Origin of the sequence: Blautia sp. DFI.6.71 (genome assembly GCF_020593585.1) — a bacterium.
Taxonomy (GTDB): Bacteria; Bacillota; Clostridia; order Lachnospirales; family Lachnospiraceae; genus Blautia_A; species Blautia_A wexlerae.
Genome location: NZ_JAJDMJ010000025.1, coordinates 17,041 through 34,069, shown reverse-complemented (window position 1 = coordinate 34,069; position 17,029 = coordinate 17,041). Strand labels below are relative to the sequence as shown.

Below are 17,029 nucleotides of genomic sequence, written 5' to 3'. Positions count from 1 at the left end.
AACAAATGAATTTCAGGTTATAATAAAGCCACAAAAGAAAAAACAAGGAGGACTGTAAAATGTCTGCTATTAATATCAATAAAAATAATTTTCAGAATGAAATAATGGATTCCGAGAAAACCGTTCTTTTGGATTTTGGGGCGCCTTGGTGTGCTCCCTGTCGTATGGTGGTTCCTGTCATAGAGGAGATTGCAGGTGAACGCCCTGATATCAAAGTTGGAAAGATCAATGTGGATGAGCAGCCTGAACTGGCAAGTAAATTTAGTATTATGAGTATCCCAACTTTGGTGGTTATGAAGAATGGGAAGATTGTACAACAGGTTTCAGGGGCGAGACCTAAGAAAGCGATTTTAGAAATGCTTTAATGAGGAAAGGTGGAAAAATAAGATGAAGGTAATAATCGTAGGCGGTGTAGCCGGAGGAGCTACAGCCGCAGCAAGAATACGCAGACTGGATGAACACGCAGAAATTATTGTGTTTGAAAGATCCGGATACATATCCTATGCGAATTGTGGGCTTCCATATTATATTGGAGACGTGATCACAGACCCGGAAGAACTTACATTACAGACACCAGAGAGCTTTTTTAAACGCTTTCGCATTAATATGAAAATTCATCATGAAGTTATCTCCATACATCTGGATCGTAAAACTGTTTCAGTGAAAAATTTGGAGAATGGTGAGATATTTGAAGAAAACTATGATAAGCTGATCCTTTCTCCAGGTGCAAAGCCAACACAGCCGAGACTTCCTGGAGTTAGTATTGATAAACTTTTTACACTTCGTACAGTAGAAGACACTTTTCGTATAAAGGAATATATAAATAAGAACCATCCAAAATCGGCTATATTGGCAGGTGGTGGCTTTATTGGTCTGGAACTGGCAGAAAATTTGAGAGAGCTTGGCATGGATGTTACAATTGTTCAACGGCCTAAGCAGCTGATGAATCCTTTTGATCCGGATATGGCATCCATGATCCATAATGAAATGAGAAAGCACGGGATAAAATTGGTACTGGGTTATACGGTAGAAGGATTTAGAGAAAAGGACAATGGAGTAGAGATTCTATTAAAAGATAATCCGTCCCTTCAGGCTGATATGGTGGTGCTGGCAATCGGCGTTACACCAGACACAGTATTAGCAAAAGAAGCCGGTCTGGAGCTTGGCATCAAGGGAAGTATCGTAGTGAATGACAGGATGGAAACTTCTGTATCGGATATTTATGCAGCAGGTGATGCAGTTCAGGTAAAACATTATGTTACGGGTGATGATGCGCTGATTTCTTTGGCTGGTCCAGCCAATAAGCAGGGAAGGATCATTGCTGATAATATTTGTGGTGGTGATAGTCGTTACCTGGGCAGTCAGGGAAGCTCCGTTATAAAAGTGTTTGATATGACAGCAGCCACTACAGGTATCAATGAAACCAATGCCAAAAAGTCAGGATTAGAGGTAGATACAGTAATTCTTTCTCCTATGAGTCATGCCGGTTACTATCCTGGTGGAAAAGTGATGACCATGAAGGTAGTTTTTGAAAAAGAGACTTATCGTTTGCTTGGTGCTCAGATTATTGGATATGAAGGAGTTGATAAACGTATTGATGTGCTGGCAACAGCGATCCATGCAGGGCTGAAGGCAACCCAGTTGAAAGATCTGGATCTCGCATATGCACCGCCTTATTCCTCTGCAAAGGATCCTGTAAATATGGCCGGCTTCATGATAGACAATATAGCAAAAGGGACCTTAAAACAATGGCATTTGGAAGATATGGATAAGATTTCTAAAGATAAAAATGTGGTGTTGCTGGATGTGAGGACTGTAGGTGAATTTAACAGGGGTCATATGAAGGGATTCAACAATATTCCTGTAGATGAACTAAGGGAACGAATTAGTGAAATTGAGAAAGGAAAGCCTGTGTATCTGATATGCCAAAGTGGTCTGCGCAGTTACATTGCCAGCCGTATTCTGGAAGGAAATGGTTATGAAACATACAACTTTTCCGGTGGATTCCGCTTCTATGATACAGTGGTTAATGACCGTGCGCTGATAGAAATGGCATATGCATGTGGTATGGATTATTAAAAAATAATCACAATATTTTTATAATTTTCTCGTAGCATAAAAAGATCCCCCATTTATTAGAATGACTTTTATAATTCTGATAAATGGAGGATTCTTTTGATGTTACAGAAAAACAGTTTTATGATCTTTGTAGTGTTTCCAGTCTTTTCGAATCCAGGATTGTGATTTTGCCGCGGGAGAGTTTGACGAGTCCTTCGCCTTGAAAGTATCGAAGCATTCGAGTGATAACTTCCCTGTGGGAACCAAGATGATTAGCAATCGTCTCATGAGTGATTTTCAATTCATTTGTTCCTTCGATAGAGGTCTCTTCTAAAAGAAATGAAGCAATACGCTTATCTAAACTCTTCCACATGATTTGTTCAATCAGCCACATGACATCAGAAAAACGGGTAGCCATTAACTCATTGGTATAGTTTGCGACGGGAGCAGATTCCTTCATGATGTCCTTATAGATCTCAGCAGGGATGATCCAAAGATCAGTATCTTTTTCTGCTTCAATGGTTACTTCAAATTGAATGGAGCGTATGATACATGAGGCGGATAAAAGACACATATCCATATCGAACAGACGGTAAAGTGTAATCTCCCGTCCCTCATCTGAAAGTATGTAGGTTCGAAGCTGCCCGGATTTAACCAGTAATAATCCAGTACAGTCCAGGTTTCCGTTGTGAATGATCGTTCCTTTTTTTACATCCCGTGTGATTAAATTGTCTGAAATTATTTTTTTCTGTGCTGTATTTAAGTCATTCCATAGTGGAAAATAATTTTCGAAGTTCATAACAGTTATCTCCTTTACGAACATAGTATACTTGCTTTTTTTAGATGCGTCAATTACATAATTGACATATGCCCTTTATAGGACTATTATATAAGAAAAGCAAGAAAGGAGCAGTTTATGCCGAGACCAGTAAAATGCAGAAAAGTCTGCCATTTTCCGAATGTTTTAGAATTCCTTCCGGCAGATAATGCTGAGAAAAAAGTACCCATTGTTTTGACAGTAGATGAGTATGAGACAATTCGTCTTTTGGACAAAAAAGGTTACAGTCAGGAGCAGTGTGCAGTATCTATGCAGATCGCAAGAACAACGGTTCAACGAATTTATGAGACCGCCAGGAAGAAAATAGCAGATGCACTCATTGATGGACATCCACTTAGAATCGAGGGTGGAGATTTCAGAATTTGTGACGGTCAGAGCAGCAACTGTAGCTTTGGAGGCTGTTACAAACAGGAAATTTACAAAAAATATGCAGCAGAAAAAGGAGAAGGTATCATGAGAATAGCAGTAACATATGAAAATGGACAGATTTTCCAGCACTTTGGACACACAGAGACATTTAAGATTTATGATGTAGAAGAAGGGAAAGTGGTACATTCAGAGGTAGTAGATACCAATGGAAGCGGACATGGTGCATTGGCGGGAGTTCTTAATGCATTGAACGCAGATGTTTTGATCTGTGGCGGAATCGGAGGCGGCGCGCAGACAGCATTAGCGGCAGCAGGCATTAAGCTGTTTGGAGGAGTTTCCGGAGATGCAGATAAAGCGGTGGAAGCTTTTATTAATAAAACACTGGATTATAATCCGGATGTGAAGTGTTCTCATCACGAGCACAGCCACGGGGAAGGACATACATGTGGTGAGCATGGATGTGGAAGCCATAGCTGTCATTAAGAAGAATAGCAAAAAAATAATAATACGAAAGGATGTGTCAAGGCAATGGAGAAGTTACCGCAGCACATCCTTTTTGTGTTATTTTACAGAAAGACAGATTGTATTTTAAAGGAACAGATCGTGCAGTATTTCTTGATAAGAGAGAATTTACAGGACCAATCTACACACAAATCAAAGAAGCTGTAGATTTAGTATTGAGAAATATTCGACTCGGAGCAACGATTGATGGATTGGTGCGAAAAGAGAAATATGAGCTACCGCCGGAAGCAATCAGGGAAATTTTGTTTTTAGTTTGTATTCGATTGTCTGTGGTGGAAATGGGATTAAAAAGTAACACCTGGATTCTGTAAGGGGAAATGTTTGAGCGAGCATTATAAAGATATCTTTTTGGAGAATATTATGTTATAATCACTCAAGAGAGAGGTACGATAGATGAGTGGTAAGAAGAGAAATGTAATGTTGTTCGTTCTGCTGTTTACCTTGCTTCTGGGAGTGATCGTTCCGGTTCAGGCACAGTCGTACGGCGGGACAAAGATAATACGGGTGGCGTATCGTGAGGACGCAGACTTTATTAATAAAAGCAGCAGTGGAGTATACAAGGGATATGGAGTGGAATATCTGAATAAAATATCTCAGTATACCGGCTGGAGATATGAATATATCAATGAATCATGGGAAAATCAGCTGGCAGATCTGAAATCCGGAAAGGTAGACCTGATCTGCAATGCGCAGAAAACAGAGGCCAGGGAGGATTCCGTATTCTGATGGAGGATTTTGGAAGTGGATATTCTTCCCTGAATATGCTGAAAGAAGCTCCTGTTGATGAGATCAAACTGGATATGCGTTTCTTAAGTGCAGCAGATCCTTATGGAAGAGCAGAAGAAATCCTGCACATGATCATTACTATGGGAAATCATATGAAGCTTTCCATCATTGCGGAAGGTGTGGAGACTGAACAGCAGAAGGTAATGCTTCAGGGGTTCGGCTGTAACAAGGCTCAGGGATATTTCTGTGCCAGACCTATGAGGGAAGCAGAATATACAGAGCTGCTCAGAAAAGAAAAAGCAGGAAATTAGATGTACAGAAGGTTGAATAAAGGGCTGTCCGGGAATCATCAAAACCGGCAGCTCTTTGTCATCAGAAGACCAATCATATAAAAACTAATCATATAAACAAAAAAAGGAGAAAATTAAAAGATGTATTATGTACCAGACGGCACGAAAGAGTGCGGATATTATGAATGTAAAAAATGCGGCAACCGTTTTCTGTCTATGCAGACGATGAAGAGGATTCCATGCCCGGACTGTGAGGCTGAAATCGACTATGAGATCGGTCCGGACGAGTCACTGGAGGATGTGCTGGATACAGCAGAACTGATTCAGAAGATTGAGGGTGAAGAAGAGGTAGAGAAGATGGACACACTTCTGAGCCTTGCTCTGACCGGCGGAGATTACAGTTGGATCTAGTACAGCGAATATTAAGTAACTGCTATAACCTGAGTCCATAACGAATCCTAAAAAATTTTTATAATCTTATTTATTGACAGAGGAAATTATCGGTGTTATTATGTTTATTATAAAACATACTAATTCGATAGGAATAATAGGTGTAAAGGAACTGACGATATGAAATATGATGTAGGTATCATTGGAAGCGGTCCGGCGGGTTTGAGTGCGGCAATCTATGCAAAGAGGGCTAATCTGTCAGCCGTAGTGATAGAAAAAGAATATGAAGGAACCGGACAGATCGCAGAAAGCGGACAGGTAGATAACTATCCGGGATTTCCGGGCATCAGCGGTTATGATCTGGGTGAGAACTTCCGGGAACATGCAGTGAAGCTTGGGGTATCCTTCATGGAACAGGAAGTAACAGAGATAAAGAAAGAAGCTTCATCAGATTTTGAACTTGTATTTGCAGATGGTTCGCAGGTGGAAGCGAAAACCGTAATCTATGCGGCGGGAGCCACACCGCGAAGAGCGAATATTCCGGGAGAACAGGAATATGCAGGAAAGGGTGTCTCTTACTGTGCAATCTGTGACGGATCATTTTACAGAGGTAAATCAGTCGCAGTTCTTGGTGGTGGAGATACAGCACTTGATGATGCTGTTTACCTGGCGGATGTGGCAGAGAAAGTATATGTGATCCACAGGAGAAAGGAATTCCGAGGAGCCGCTATTACAGTGGCGAAACTGAGAGAGAAGGAAAACGTTATCTTCGTACTGGAGCATCAGGTAAAAGAGATCATCGGAGAGCAGAAAGTAACCGGAGTAGTTCTGGAAGATGCAGCTGTGATAGATGTGAACGGTGTATTTGTTGCTTACGGAGCAGTACCACAGACAGATCTTCTGAAAAAATTTGCAGTACTGGATGATTCAGGTTATGTCAGAGCAGGGGAGACAGGAGAAACCGCTCTGGAAGGGCTGTATGTGGCAGGAGATGCAAGAACAAAGAAACTGCGTCAGGTGGTAACTGCGGTTTCGGATGGTGCCAATGCAGCAACCGCAGTGGCAGAATATTTGAAATAGAAGAAACTGAGAGAGTATTACGATAATTCAACCGGCTGTAAGGATACCGGACAGCCGCAGATCTGGAAAAAATATTTGAAAAAACGCTCTAAAAACACAAAGGAGAGATAAAAATGGCACAGAAAGTAGATTATGCAGCCTTAAAAAAAGGCGGATATATGAGACAGAAACAGAAAGGTTACGGTTCCCTGAGACTGGCAGTGGTCGGTGGAAACCTGACTGCAGAGAATATTAAGACAGTAGCAGAAGTAGCAGAAAAATACGGCCGCGGATATGTACATATGACTTCCCGTCAGGGCATTGAGATTCCCTTTATTAAAGTGGAAGAACTGGCAGAGGTAAAAGAAGCACTGTCAAAAGGCGGTGTGGGAACCGGTGTGTGCGGACCACGTGTACGTACAGTTACAGCCTGTCAGGGTTCAGAGGTCTGTCCAAGCGGATGTATCGACACCTACACACTGGCAAAAGAGCTTGATGAGAGATATTTCGGACGGGAACTCCCGCATAAATTCAAATTTGGTGTTACAGGATGCCAGAATAACTGCCTGAAAGCAGAAGAAAACGATGTTGGAATCAAAGGCGGCATGAACATCGAATATAAGGAAGACGACTGTATTTCCTGTGGTGTGTGTGTGAAAGCCTGCAGACAGGATGCACTGAAGATGGTGGACGGCAAAATAGAACTGGATGCGCAGAAATGTAATCATTGTGGCCGCTGTGTAAAGAGCTGTCCGGTGGATGCATGGAAAGGAACTCCGGGATATATCGTATCTTTTGGAGGAACCTTCGGAAATAATATCTATAAAGGAGAAGAACTGCTTCCTCTGATCCCGGATAAAGAAACACTGTTTCGTGTGACAGATGCGGCAATTAATTTCTTTGAAAAAAATGCAAATCCAAGTGAACGTTTCCGCAAAACATTGCAGCGTGTGGGAGAAGAAGATTTCCGCAGTCAGCTGAAAGATGCGTATGAAGGACAGTGAAAGGAGAACATAATGGCTGAATTAGATTTTGAAGTAACCGATGAGGTTGATATTACCGATAAAGTATGCCCCCTGACATTCGTGAAGGCAAAAGTAGCAATCGAAGAACTGGAGGATGGAGAGATTCTGGCTGTCCGCATGAACGATGGCGAACCAGTGCAGAATGTTCCGCGCAGCATGAAAGAAGAAGGGCATAAAGTACTGAAATTAACCGATAATGAAGATGGTACTTACACCATGTATGTAAGAAAGGTGGAAGACTGATGGCAGTACGGGTAAGCAAGACGGATTTTGAAGAGAAAGTCCTGAAGGAAAAACTTCCGGTTCTGGTGGATTTTTATTCAGATTCCTGCGTGGCGTGTAAAAAGCTGGCACCGGTTCTCGGAAATGCGGAAGACGATTATGAGGATAAGATTAAAGTATATAAAGTAAATACGAATTTTGATGTGGAGCTGGCAGAGCAGTATGAAGTGCAGGCAAATCCGACGTTGATCCTTTTTAAAGACGGACAGGCGAAAGACCGGAAAACAGGAGCATTGAAACAGGCAGAGTTAAACAGCTGGATTGAAGGATTACTCTAAAAAGAGAGCAGGCATAAAGGAGAAAAATATGTTTATCACAGTAGCAGGAGAGAAAAAAGAAGTAAAAGACGGACTGACACTTCCGGAACTGATCGCACAGGAAAATGTAGAGATGCCGGAATATGTAACCGTTTCTATTAATGAAGAATTTGTTGCATCAGAGGATAAAGAGTCTACCGTATTAAAAGAGGGAGACAATGTAGAATTTCTGTATTTCATGGGAGGTGGATGCTAAATGGCAATGACAGATGAACAGATCGAGCGTTATTCCCGTCACATCATCTTAAAAGAAGTGGGGGCAAAGGGACAGAAGAAGCTCCTGAAAGGAAAAGTACTGATCATCGGTGCAGGCGGTCTTGGTGCACCTGCGGCAATGTATCTGGCAGCAGCAGGTGTGGGAACAATCGGTATTGTGGATGCGGACGAGGTAGATCTTTCCAATCTGCAGAGACAGATCATCCACAGCACAGCAGATATCGGAAAAGCAAAGGTAAAATCAGCAAAGGAAACCATGAATGCCATGAATCCGGATGTGGAAGTAAAAACTTACCGGATGTTCGTAGACGCATCCAACATCCGCGAACTGATTCGAGAATATGATTTTATTATTGACGGAACTGATAATTTCCCGGCAAAATTTCTGATCAATGATGCATGTGTACTGGAGAAAAAACCATTTTCCCATGCAGGTATCATTCGTTTTAAAGGTCAGCTGATGACCTATGTACCCGGGGAAGGTCCATGTTACCGCTGCGTATTCAAGAATCCGCCGCCCAAGGATGCAGTTCCTACCTGTAAGCAGGCAGGTGTCATCGGAGCAATGGGGGGTGTCATCGGTTCCTTACAGGCAATGGAAGCAATCAAGTATCTGATCGGTGTAGGTGATCTTCTGACAGGATATCTTCTGACTTTTGATGCGCTGACAATGGAATTCCATAAGGTTAAACTGCCGAAGGATACTCATGACTGTGCAGTATGCGGAGATCATCCGACAATCCTGGAACCGATCGACTACGAGCAGGAGGTCTGTGAGGAAACAGCAGGCCGATTTGCCACAAGAGATGAGCAGTAAATACAAGAAAAACCTGATGCAAAACAGGAGAAAAGTATGGCTATAATAAGAATGAGAGATCATCTCTATGATGAGATCGTTAATTATGCAAAAGAGCATCTTCCGGAGGAAGCCTGCGGGCTTTTGGCCGGAGTGGAAACCGGGGAGGGAAGGGAAATCCGAAAGGTATATTTTCTGGAGAATAAAGATCATACAGAAGATCACTTTACCCTGGATCCCAGAGACCAGATAAATGCGATCAGGGATATGCGTGCCAATGGATTGAAACCGCTGGGAAACTGGCATTCCCATCCGTCTTCTCCATCCCGTCCGTCAGTGGAGGATATCCGTCTTGCTTTTGATTCAAAGGCAAGTTATCTGATCCTGTCACTGATGGCGGACTATCCGGTATTGAACAGCTTTCATATTGAAGGTGGGGAATGGACAAAAGAGGATCTGAGGATTTATTCAGAAGAATATTATTTTTAAAGATTTACAGACAGGATAACAGAGGCAGAAATGTTTGAAGCAGGATTATTTGTGGAAACATTTCTGCCTCTGTTTATACTATCAGCATATAAAACTTCCGTACATTGTAAAAGTATAGAGCAATCCTCGTAAATAATGCATCTTAATCCAGCCCATCATAGCATGAAATTTCCATAATAAAGTCGTGGCAAAATCATGTCAACTGCAGAATAAGGCTTGAAAGATTATGCAAAATAATGTAAACTCAAAGAGTTAAGATATGTAGACATTATGTATGCCTGTAACGTTTAAGTATAGTATATTCCCACAATGGCTGGACGGTTGCAGATAACAGATCGGTTACTATAATAATTTGAGCATCTCCGGTGCGGATATCCGGAGATGCTTTGCTTTGGAAATTGTGTGTGAGGGGTATAAAAAAAGTATGAGAAAAGATTCTGACAATGCAAAACTGTTGGAACCGGGGGAATTACCGTCCAAAAGAAAAGTCCTGGTCGTAGAAGATAATGAATTAAACAGAGATATCCTCTCTTCTTTTCTGGAAGAGAAATTTGATGTTTTTCTCGCAGAAAACGGGGAAGAAGGACTGGAACTTCTTTCCGAGCATTACAGAGAATTATCAGTAGTGCTGTTGGATATCTGTATGCCTGTGTGTGATGGATTTGAATTCCTCAGACGCAGAAACACAGATAAATTTCTGTCAACCATACCGGTTATCGTTATGACCGGAAGTAATTCAAAAGATGTAGAACTTCAATGCCTGGATCTTGGTGCAGTTGATTTTATTCCGAAGCCCTATAACTTTAAACTTGTAATGGGCAGGATCAACAGTGTGATCAAGCTGAGGGAGTCCGTAATGGCACTGACTGCAGTAGAACATGATGAGCTCACCGGAGTTTATACCAGACAGGCGTTTTTCTATCATGCAAAATCTTTTCTGAAAACCAGACCGGGGGAGAGATTTCATCTTGTAATTGCTGACATCAGGGATTTCAAATTGATCAACAGCAGTTACGGGGAGAAAGTAGGAGATGAAATCCTCTGCTATCTGGCAGGAGCTTATACAAAGATGCTGAAGACAGGTCTGGTATCCAGATATGGGAGTGATCAGTTCGTATGTATGACGTGTGATGACTGTGATCTGTCTTTGGAAACAGTGACAAAGATAGAAGAAGAAATCGCAGAGCATGCACCTGTTCCCAATCTTATGGTCAAATATGGAGTTTATCAGGATATTGATAAATCTTTACCTGTTTCTGTAATCTGTGACAGAGGATTTATGGCGATCAGAAGTATCCGCGATAACTATGAGTGTAACATTGCTTATTATACAGAGAAAATGAAACAGAAGCAGATGCAGGACCGTTTGTTGGAGAACAGATTTGAATCTGCGATTAAAAATAAAGAATTTGTGGCATATTTCCAGCCGAAATATGATGTAAAAACAGAGAGGATCACAGGAGCGGAATCACTGGTGCGATGGATCAACCCGGATGGTTCCATGGTAATGCCCGGAGATTTCATCCCGCTATATGAAAAGGACGGACTGATCGTGAAGCTGGATGAATACATATTCCGGTATGTCTGCGAATTTCAGCGTGAACTGATGAAGAAGGGGCAGGAGCTGATTCCGATTTCTGTAAATCTGTCGCGTACAAGCATCCATCATTCCGATATTGTTGAACGTTATATGAAGATTGTAGAGGAGAATGGGATCCCGTTTTCCTGTGTGCCTGTTGAACTGACGGAAACAGCTACTCTGAATAATGTTATGATCAGAGATTTTACAGAGAAACTGGTAAATGCAGGATTTGCACTGCACATGGATGATTTTGGTTCAGGATATTCTTCACTGATCACATTGAGTGAATTACCGTTTAATACACTGAAGATTGATAAGAGTCTGGTTGACTGTATTCACCAGCAGAAGGGAAGAATGGTCGTGCAGCAGGTAATCATCCTGGCACATGGACTTGGCATGAAGGTGGTTGCAGAAGGTGTGGAGACTGCAGATCAGGTTGAACTTCTGAAGGAGATGGAATGTGACAATATTCAAGGATTCTATTATTCCAGACCATTGCCGAAAGCAGATTTTGTTAAGAAGTCAGAAGAGAATTAGAAAAGAAAACAGAAAAATCATCATAAGGAACTTCCTGATAATATTTATCGGAGTTCTGTATGATGATTTTGTTATGTTATAGGAAATTACTCCGTAATGTTCCTATAACATAACAAAGCCCTTCGGGCAGGATTCTTTCTTGTAGCACTCCTCCTGAATGTATTATTGAAGAGGAGTGCTATAGTTTGAAACCGCTTTTTGCGGTTGGATCTTGGCTTGTGTATTTTTTGCTTTCTGATGAAATCAGATGTTTAACAGGTCACTGTATACTTTCAGTGCTCCGTCAGTGTCATGTGCAAGAACACGTTTTGCAAGGACTTTACCAAGCTGAACACCTTCCTGGTCGAAGCTGTTTAAGTTCCATACGAATCCCTGGAACATGATCTTGTTCTCGAAGTGAGCAAGTAATGCACCCAGAGATGCAGGTGTAAGTTCTTCACCTGTGATGATGCTGGAAGGACGTCCGCCCTTGAAGTTCTTGTTCAGGTTCTCATCCTTTTTACCGCATGCAAATGCTACGATCTGAGCAGCAACGTTTGCACAGAGTTTCTGCTGGCTTGTGCTGTTCTCGATATCTACGTCTACACCAAGCTGGCTCTTCTTAAAGCCGATGAACTGAAGCGGAACGATGTCAGTTCCCTGATGTAATAACTGATAGAAGGAATGCTGTCCGTTTGTACCTGGTTCACCGAAGATAACAGGTCCTGTTACATAGTCTACAGGTTCACCGAAACGGTTTACGGATTTACCATTGGATTCCATATCACACTGCTGTAAGTGTGCAGGGAAGCGGCTTAATGCCTGAGAGTATGGGAGAACTGCTGTAGCAGGATATCCCTGTACGTTTCTCTCATAAACACCGATCAGTGCATCCAGCATATCCGGGTTTTCAAGGATATTTTTATTTGTAGCAAGCTTGTCCTCGGCAGCAGCTCCATCGAGGATCTGTGCAAATACTTCAGGACCGAAAGCAAGAGAAAGGATCGCACCGCCTACACCGGAAACGGAAGAGTAACGTCCGCCGATATAGTCATCCATAAAGATTGCTGTAAGATAATCTTCGCTCTTTGCCAGAGGTGATGTCTCGCTTGTTACGGCAAGCATATGTTTGGATGGATTTAATCCTGCTTTTACCAGAGCGTTCTTGACGAATGCTTCGTTTGTCAGAGTTTCAAGAGTTGTACCGGATTTGGATACAACGATGAACAGAGAATGAGCAAGGTCTACTGAAGCAAGGACAGCAGCTGCATCATCAGGATCTACGTTGCTGATGAATTTTGCTTCCATTTTAAATGTGTTGTTTGCTTTTGCCCAGTTCTCAAGAGCGATATATAATGCACGAGGACCTAAGTCACTTCCGCCGATACCAATCTGTACGACTGTTGTGAACTTCTCGCCGTTTTCATTAGTGATCTCACCTGTGTGAACTTTATTTGCGAAGTCAGCGGCTTTCTTCTGCTGTGCTACGTAGAATTCACGTTTGTCAACACCGTCTACAACTACAGCGTCACCGAGCTGAGTTCGTGCAAGGTGATGAAGAACCATACGTTTCTCTCCTGTATTGATCACAGCGCCGTTGTATAATTCCTGAAATTTGTCGATAAGCTGGGCTTCGTCTGCCAGATCTGCAAGTGCGTTCAGGACTGTTTCGTCAACCTGTTTTGCGGCATAGTTATAAGCCAGGCCGGCTGCCATTGGTGCGCTGTACTTCTTTACACGTTCAGCACCATTTTCGCCTGTCATGGCCTCTGCGATATTTACATGACCCTTCAGACCGGCAAGCTTACTGTAGGAAGCAAGAGTGTCCAGATTTTTCCATGTTGCCATAATAATATTCCTCCTTTAAATGACTGTAGCTGTATGGCTGCAGTTGCTAATATTGATTATACTGAATAAATGTTTTAATTTCAATGCAAGGATGCAGGGATTTTAAATATATTTTCCAGTTTACCGGAATGTTATTTCTGAAAAATTTAGATTTTTTATAAATATTTAACAAATTAAAGCGTAAGCATTTTCCAGTAGTATTAGCTTGAAATGGTATGAGAAAGTATGGTATAATTTCCTTTATATCTGCACAGCTAGAATACATACGAATAATAGCAGAAAAACAGTTACTGTTCCAATGTTGCTGAGAACAGTAACGAAAATATCTCCACAAAGCGAAAAGCAATATATAAGGAAGAAAGGAAAAACATATGGCTAACGCTAAATACTTCTTAAAGAGATTTGCAATGGCATTGCTTACGATCTTTCTGGTAGCATGCCTTACATTTCTTCTGATGAACGCTGTGCCTGGAAGCCCGTGGCTCAGCGAGAAAACGCCATCTGCCGCAACCCTGGCAGCGCTGAATGCAAAATATGGCCTGGATAAGCCTGTTCATGTTCAGCTTTTCATGTATCTTAAAAATATTCTGCATGGTGACTTTGGCGTGTCCCTGAAGATGCAGAAAAACCGCGCAGTTCTGGATATCATCGTTGAGATGTTCCCGGTATCTGCCAAAGTAGGTGCCCTCGCTCTGTTATGGGCGATCATCGTAGGTGTACCACTTGGATGTCTCGCAGCATTTAAGAGAGGTAAGCTCACAGACAGTATCCTCAGAGTTATCTGCACTCTGGGTATCTCCATGCCGAGTTTCGTAGTTGCATCTGTTCTTCTTGTAACACTCACAGGTGACGGAGCACTGAATCTGTTCCCGTCCATTTTTGATGCGTCACAGGGGATCAGAGCCTACATACTTCCGTGCTTTGCATTGGGATTTTACCCGATGTGCTATACTGCACGTCAGACCCGTTCTGCTATGCTGGATTCCTTAAGCCAGGAATATATCAAGACAGCCAGGGCAAAAGGTCTTAAGAATAAGAAGATCATCTTCAAACATGCATTAAGAAATGCCCTGATCCCGGTTATTACTTACCTGGGACCGCAGGTTGCTTTTACTTTATGCGGTGGTTTCGTAGTAGAGAGTGTATTCTCTATCCCGGGACTGGGACGTTATTTCGTACAGTCTATTCAGAACCGTGACTATCCGGTTATCATGGGAACTACTATTTTCCTTGCAACATTTATTATTCTGATGAATCTGGTCGTAGACCTCCTCTATAAGGTAGCTGACCCGAGAATCAGCCTGACAAAGGGAGGAGACTGATCATGGCAGAGAATAAGAAGATCAAGAAATGTCCGGTAAGTCTTCAGCCGGATATTGAGAACCTTCTTCAGGACTTGACACCGGATGATTTTGCTTCGGCTTCCAGTCAGGAGAAAGAAGATTTCATCCAGGACCGCCAGAGTGTATCTTACTGGAAAGATGCCTGGAGAAGATTAAAGAAGAATGTTGTGGCGATGGTCGCACTTGGAGTTATTATATTCCTGTTTCTGTTTGCGTTCGTCGGACCACTTCTGATCCCATATGGATATGATGAATTTAACGATGGCGCTGAGAACCTGTTTCCATATCATTACACACTGGAAGACCAGCAGCGTGTAGATGAAGAGATTGCATCCAGAACTCAGAGTGAGGTTGTTGATGTTGATTCAATGATCGAGCAGGCTAAGGCAGAGGCGGAAGCCAAAGGTGAGAAGTTTACAAAAAAAGATGAAGCAATCCTTCGCGCAAAAGCAAAAACAGCAGCAAAGAATGATACAGCGAGTGAGTCTGAAGAGAGCACAGACCCAGATACAGTCCGCAAGGAACTGGGAATTAAGAAACATATCTTCGGATATTCAAAGAAAGAACTTGAGCGTAAAGCAGCCGGCGAGAAAGTTTTCCCACATGTCTTTGGAACAGATATGTACGGACGTGATATTCTTGTCCGTGTTATGTATGGTGCACGAGTTTCTATGTCAGTTGGTGTATTTGCCGCACTTCTCGTACTGATCATTGGTGCTTTATATGGTGCGATCTCCGGTTACTGTGGCGGTAAGGTCGATGCAGTGATGCAGCGTATCGTAGAGCTGATCTATGCAGTTCCTGAAATGCTGGTCGTACTTCTGATCGCAACTGCACTGAAACCAATCCTGACAGAATATATCAACTCCCCGGGCGGCGGTCCGCTGAAGTCCTTTGCCAATGTACTTGGTCCGAACCTTATCTCCATGTTCATTGCCTTCGGTCTTCTGTACTGGGTAACTATGAGCCGTATCATCCGTGGACAGGTACTTCAGCTGAAACAGCAGGAATATGTAACAGCAGCCAGAGCACTCGGTGCTTCAGGCGGACGTATCATCCGTCGTCATCTGCTTCCGAACTGTATCGGACAGATCGTTGTAACAACCTGCCTGCAGATCCCGTCTGCGATCTTCCTGGAGTCATTCCTTTCCTATCTTGGTGTTGGTGTATCTGCACCGCTTCCAAGCCTTGGATCTATGGCAACAGACGCATTAAGCGGTATGTATACATACACTTACAGACTGATCGTTCCGTCTGTAGTCCTCAGTGTAATGATTCTTGCATTTAACCTGTTCGGTGATGGTCTGCGCGATGCACTTGACCCGAAACTTAAGAAATAAGAGAGGAGGAGAATCATGTCTGAACAGAAACATAAATTATTGGAAGTTAAGGACTTAAAAGTCTCCTTCTTTACACCGGCCGGTGAAGTTAAGGCTGTAGGAGGAATCTCCTACGACCTGGACTACGGCGAAGTTATGGGAGTAGTAGGAGAGTCCGGTTCCGGTAAGAGCCAGGAAGCCTACTCTATTATGGGACTTCTTCAGTCTCCTGGTAAGGTTGTCGGAGGTTCCATTACTTTTGAAGGACAGGATGTCCTGTCTTTTACCAAAGATCAGATGACAGAATTCCGCGGCAGTAAAGTAGCGATGATCTTCCAGAACCCGATGACCTGTTTAAACCCGGTTTACACCATTGGAAATCAGTTAGTAGAAGCACTTCGCGCTCATGATAAAAAGATCAGCAAGGAAGAAGCTGAGAAGCGTGCCATGGAAATGATGGAAATGGTTGGTATCAACAATGTACAGAAGCGTATGAAACAGTATCCTCATGAGTTCTCCGGTGGTATGCGCCAGCGAGTTATGATCGCCATGGGTCTGATCTGTCATCCGCAGCTTCTGATCGCGGATGAGCCGACTACAGCTCTGGATGTTACGATCCAGGCACAGATCCTTGACCTGATGAAAGACCTGCAGAAGAAAACAAAAATGGGAATCATTTTTATCACTCATAACCTTGGTGTTGTTGCGGATATCTGCGATAAGGTTTCCGTTATGTATGCAGGCCGTATCGTTGAACAGGGCCCTGTTGATGATATTTTCTATGAACCTGCGCATCCGTATACAAAAGGACTTCTGCGTTCTATGCCTCGTGTAGATGCAGAGAGTTACGAACGACTGATCCCGATAGAGGGTACTCCGGTCGATATGCTGAATCCGCCGGAAGGCTGTCCTTTTGCACCACGCTGTGAGCATTGTATGAAGATCTGTCTGAAGAAGATGCCTCCTTATGTAGAAGTAGGCGAGAAACACCGTTCAGCCTGCTGGCTGTGTGTTCAGGAACTGATGGGCAAGGAGGAGAACTGA

The 17,029-nt window shown here is 42.7% G+C and carries 20 protein-coding genes; 18 read left to right on the top strand and 2 right to left on the bottom strand.

Going from position 1 to position 17,029, the window contains the following annotated elements; all coding sequences use genetic code 11:
* The first annotated feature begins 59 nt into the window (after positions 1-59).
* Both trxA (LJE12_RS11600) and LJE12_RS11595 read left to right on the top strand, forming a co-directional pair.
* Complete coding sequence (gene trxA / locus LJE12_RS11600) at positions 60-365, top strand: thioredoxin (protein ID WP_118339206.1); 306 nt, start codon at positions 60-62, stop codon at positions 363-365.
* A 22-nt stretch (positions 366-387) separates the two neighbouring features.
* Complete coding sequence (locus LJE12_RS11595; protein WP_227226971.1) at positions 388-2,079, top strand: FAD-dependent oxidoreductase; 1,692 nt, start codon at positions 388-390, stop codon at positions 2,077-2,079.
* Positions 2,080-2,197: 118 nt separating this feature from the next.
* On the opposite strand, the gene LJE12_RS11590 is transcribed toward LJE12_RS11595, so the two are convergent.
* On the bottom strand, positions 2,198-2,881 hold the full coding sequence (locus tag LJE12_RS11590; RefSeq protein WP_055057808.1) for a Crp/Fnr family transcriptional regulator: 684 nt from the start codon (positions 2,879-2,881) through the stop codon (positions 2,198-2,200).
* Positions 2,882-2,974: 93 nt separating this feature from the next.
* Here LJE12_RS11590 and LJE12_RS11585 point away from each other — a divergent pair, with 93 nt between their 5' ends.
* The 13 genes from LJE12_RS11585 to LJE12_RS11525 all read left to right on the top strand — a co-directional run bounded on the left by LJE12_RS11585 (position 2,975) and on the right by LJE12_RS11525 (position 11,496).
* Positions 2,975-3,748: a NifB/NifX family molybdenum-iron cluster-binding protein gene (locus tag LJE12_RS11585; protein WP_025579658.1), complete on the top strand. Its 774-nt coding sequence runs from the start codon at positions 2,975-2,977 to the stop codon at positions 3,746-3,748.
* Positions 3,749-3,846: 98 nt separating this feature from the next.
* A complete protein-coding gene (locus LJE12_RS11580; protein WP_330366488.1) occupies positions 3,847-4,098 on the top strand; it encodes a hypothetical protein in 252 nt (83 codons plus the stop codon).
* An 82-nt stretch (positions 4,099-4,180) separates the two neighbouring features.
* Positions 4,181-4,513: a transporter substrate-binding domain-containing protein gene (locus LJE12_RS11575; RefSeq protein ID WP_055054153.1), complete on the top strand. Its 333-nt coding sequence runs from the start codon at positions 4,181-4,183 to the stop codon at positions 4,511-4,513.
* Entirely contained in the window at positions 4,513-4,824 is a 312-nt protein-coding gene (locus tag LJE12_RS11570) for an EAL domain-containing protein (RefSeq protein WP_227226972.1), read from the top strand. Before LJE12_RS11575 ends, LJE12_RS11570 begins: the two co-directional genes overlap by 1 nt.
* Positions 4,825-4,944: 120 nt before the next feature.
* Positions 4,945-5,214: a hypothetical protein gene (locus tag LJE12_RS11565; RefSeq protein ID WP_008705279.1), complete on the top strand. Its 270-nt coding sequence runs from the start codon at positions 4,945-4,947 to the stop codon at positions 5,212-5,214.
* A gap of 159 nt (positions 5,215-5,373) precedes the next feature.
* Entirely contained in the window at positions 5,374-6,273 is a 900-nt protein-coding gene (locus LJE12_RS11560) for an NAD(P)/FAD-dependent oxidoreductase (RefSeq protein WP_118339201.1), read from the top strand.
* Between the two features lie 113 nt (positions 6,274-6,386).
* Positions 6,387-7,256 (top strand): 4Fe-4S binding protein, encoded by an 870-nt coding sequence (locus tag LJE12_RS11555; RefSeq protein WP_118339198.1) that lies wholly within the window; start codon positions 6,387-6,389, stop codon positions 7,254-7,256.
* 12 nt (positions 7,257-7,268) lie between these two features.
* Positions 7,269-7,520: a sulfurtransferase TusA family protein gene (locus tag LJE12_RS11550; RefSeq protein ID WP_008705273.1), complete on the top strand. Its 252-nt coding sequence runs from the start codon at positions 7,269-7,271 to the stop codon at positions 7,518-7,520.
* Positions 7,520-7,837, top strand: a complete 318-nt coding sequence (gene trxA / locus LJE12_RS11545) for a thioredoxin (RefSeq protein WP_008705272.1) — start codon at positions 7,520-7,522, stop codon at positions 7,835-7,837. Before LJE12_RS11550 ends, trxA (LJE12_RS11545) begins: the two co-directional genes overlap by 1 nt.
* Before the next feature lie 28 nt (positions 7,838-7,865).
* The gene (gene thiS, locus LJE12_RS11540) at positions 7,866-8,072 is read left to right on the top strand and encodes a sulfur carrier protein ThiS (protein WP_008705271.1); all 207 of its coding nucleotides are present in this window, start codon (positions 7,866-7,868) and stop codon (positions 8,070-8,072) included.
* Positions 8,073-8,909, top strand: a complete 837-nt coding sequence (locus tag LJE12_RS11535; protein WP_008705270.1) for a HesA/MoeB/ThiF family protein — start codon at positions 8,073-8,075, stop codon at positions 8,907-8,909.
* A 36-nt stretch (positions 8,910-8,945) separates the two neighbouring features.
* Positions 8,946-9,377, top strand: a complete 432-nt coding sequence (locus tag LJE12_RS11530) for a M67 family metallopeptidase (RefSeq protein WP_173701229.1) — start codon at positions 8,946-8,948, stop codon at positions 9,375-9,377.
* Between the two features lie 424 nt (positions 9,378-9,801).
* Entirely contained in the window at positions 9,802-11,496 is a 1,695-nt protein-coding gene (locus tag LJE12_RS11525; protein WP_227226973.1) for a two-component system response regulator, read from the top strand.
* A 243-nt stretch (positions 11,497-11,739) separates the two neighbouring features.
* Here LJE12_RS11525 and LJE12_RS11520 read toward each other — a convergent pair whose 3' ends face one another.
* The gene (locus LJE12_RS11520) at positions 11,740-13,323 is read right to left on the bottom strand and encodes a glucose-6-phosphate isomerase (protein WP_025579671.1); all 1,584 of its coding nucleotides are present in this window, start codon (positions 13,321-13,323) and stop codon (positions 11,740-11,742) included.
* 371 nt (positions 13,324-13,694) lie between these two features.
* Between LJE12_RS11520 and LJE12_RS11515 the strand changes: the two genes are divergently transcribed.
* The 3 genes from LJE12_RS11515 to LJE12_RS11505 are packed head-to-tail and all read left to right on the top strand — an operon-like array spanning position 13,695 to position 17,029.
* Positions 13,695-14,645 carry an ABC transporter permease gene (locus LJE12_RS11515; RefSeq protein ID WP_025579672.1) on the top strand — a complete coding sequence of 317 codons (951 nt, stop codon included), beginning with the start codon at positions 13,695-13,697 and terminating at the stop codon, positions 14,643-14,645.
* 2 nt (positions 14,646-14,647) lie between these two features.
* A complete protein-coding gene (locus LJE12_RS11510) occupies positions 14,648-16,006 on the top strand; it encodes an ABC transporter permease (RefSeq protein WP_025579673.1) in 1,359 nt (452 codons plus the stop codon).
* 15 nt (positions 16,007-16,021) lie between these two features.
* Positions 16,022-17,029: an ABC transporter ATP-binding protein gene (locus LJE12_RS11505; protein WP_025579674.1), complete on the top strand. Its 1,008-nt coding sequence runs from the start codon at positions 16,022-16,024 to the stop codon at positions 17,027-17,029.

What these genes read in the sequence shown, in the direction of transcription:
- trxA (WP_118339206.1), top strand. Translation starts at nt 60, where the DNA reads ATGTCTGCTATTAATATCAATAAAAATAATTTTCAGAATGAAATAATG.
- LJE12_RS11595 (WP_227226971.1), top strand. Translation starts at nt 388, where the DNA reads ATGAAGGTAATAATCGTAGGCGGTGTAGCCGGAGGAGCTACAGCCGCA.
- LJE12_RS11590 (WP_055057808.1), bottom strand. Translation starts at nt 2,881, where the DNA reads ATGTTCGTAAAGGAGATAACTGTTATGAACTTCGAAAATTATTTTCCA.
- LJE12_RS11585 (WP_025579658.1), top strand. Translation starts at nt 2,975, where the DNA reads ATGCCGAGACCAGTAAAATGCAGAAAAGTCTGCCATTTTCCGAATGTT.
- LJE12_RS11575 (WP_055054153.1), top strand. Translation starts at nt 4,181, where the DNA reads ATGAGTGGTAAGAAGAGAAATGTAATGTTGTTCGTTCTGCTGTTTACC.
- LJE12_RS11570 (WP_227226972.1), top strand. Translation starts at nt 4,513, where the DNA reads ATGGAGGATTTTGGAAGTGGATATTCTTCCCTGAATATGCTGAAAGAA.
- LJE12_RS11565 (WP_008705279.1), top strand. Translation starts at nt 4,945, where the DNA reads ATGTATTATGTACCAGACGGCACGAAAGAGTGCGGATATTATGAATGT.
- LJE12_RS11560 (WP_118339201.1), top strand. Translation starts at nt 5,374, where the DNA reads ATGAAATATGATGTAGGTATCATTGGAAGCGGTCCGGCGGGTTTGAGT.
- LJE12_RS11555 (WP_118339198.1), top strand. Translation starts at nt 6,387, where the DNA reads ATGGCACAGAAAGTAGATTATGCAGCCTTAAAAAAAGGCGGATATATG.
- LJE12_RS11550 (WP_008705273.1), top strand. Translation starts at nt 7,269, where the DNA reads ATGGCTGAATTAGATTTTGAAGTAACCGATGAGGTTGATATTACCGAT.
- trxA (WP_008705272.1), top strand. Translation starts at nt 7,520, where the DNA reads ATGGCAGTACGGGTAAGCAAGACGGATTTTGAAGAGAAAGTCCTGAAG.
- thiS (WP_008705271.1), top strand. Translation starts at nt 7,866, where the DNA reads ATGTTTATCACAGTAGCAGGAGAGAAAAAAGAAGTAAAAGACGGACTG.
- LJE12_RS11535 (WP_008705270.1), top strand. Translation starts at nt 8,073, where the DNA reads ATGGCAATGACAGATGAACAGATCGAGCGTTATTCCCGTCACATCATC.
- LJE12_RS11530 (WP_173701229.1), top strand. Translation starts at nt 8,946, where the DNA reads ATGGCTATAATAAGAATGAGAGATCATCTCTATGATGAGATCGTTAAT.
- LJE12_RS11525 (WP_227226973.1), top strand. Translation starts at nt 9,802, where the DNA reads ATGAGAAAAGATTCTGACAATGCAAAACTGTTGGAACCGGGGGAATTA.
- LJE12_RS11520 (WP_025579671.1), bottom strand. Translation starts at nt 13,323, where the DNA reads ATGGCAACATGGAAAAATCTGGACACTCTTGCTTCCTACAGTAAGCTT.
- LJE12_RS11515 (WP_025579672.1), top strand. Translation starts at nt 13,695, where the DNA reads ATGGCTAACGCTAAATACTTCTTAAAGAGATTTGCAATGGCATTGCTT.
- LJE12_RS11510 (WP_025579673.1), top strand. Translation starts at nt 14,648, where the DNA reads ATGGCAGAGAATAAGAAGATCAAGAAATGTCCGGTAAGTCTTCAGCCG.
- LJE12_RS11505 (WP_025579674.1), top strand. Translation starts at nt 16,022, where the DNA reads ATGTCTGAACAGAAACATAAATTATTGGAAGTTAAGGACTTAAAAGTC.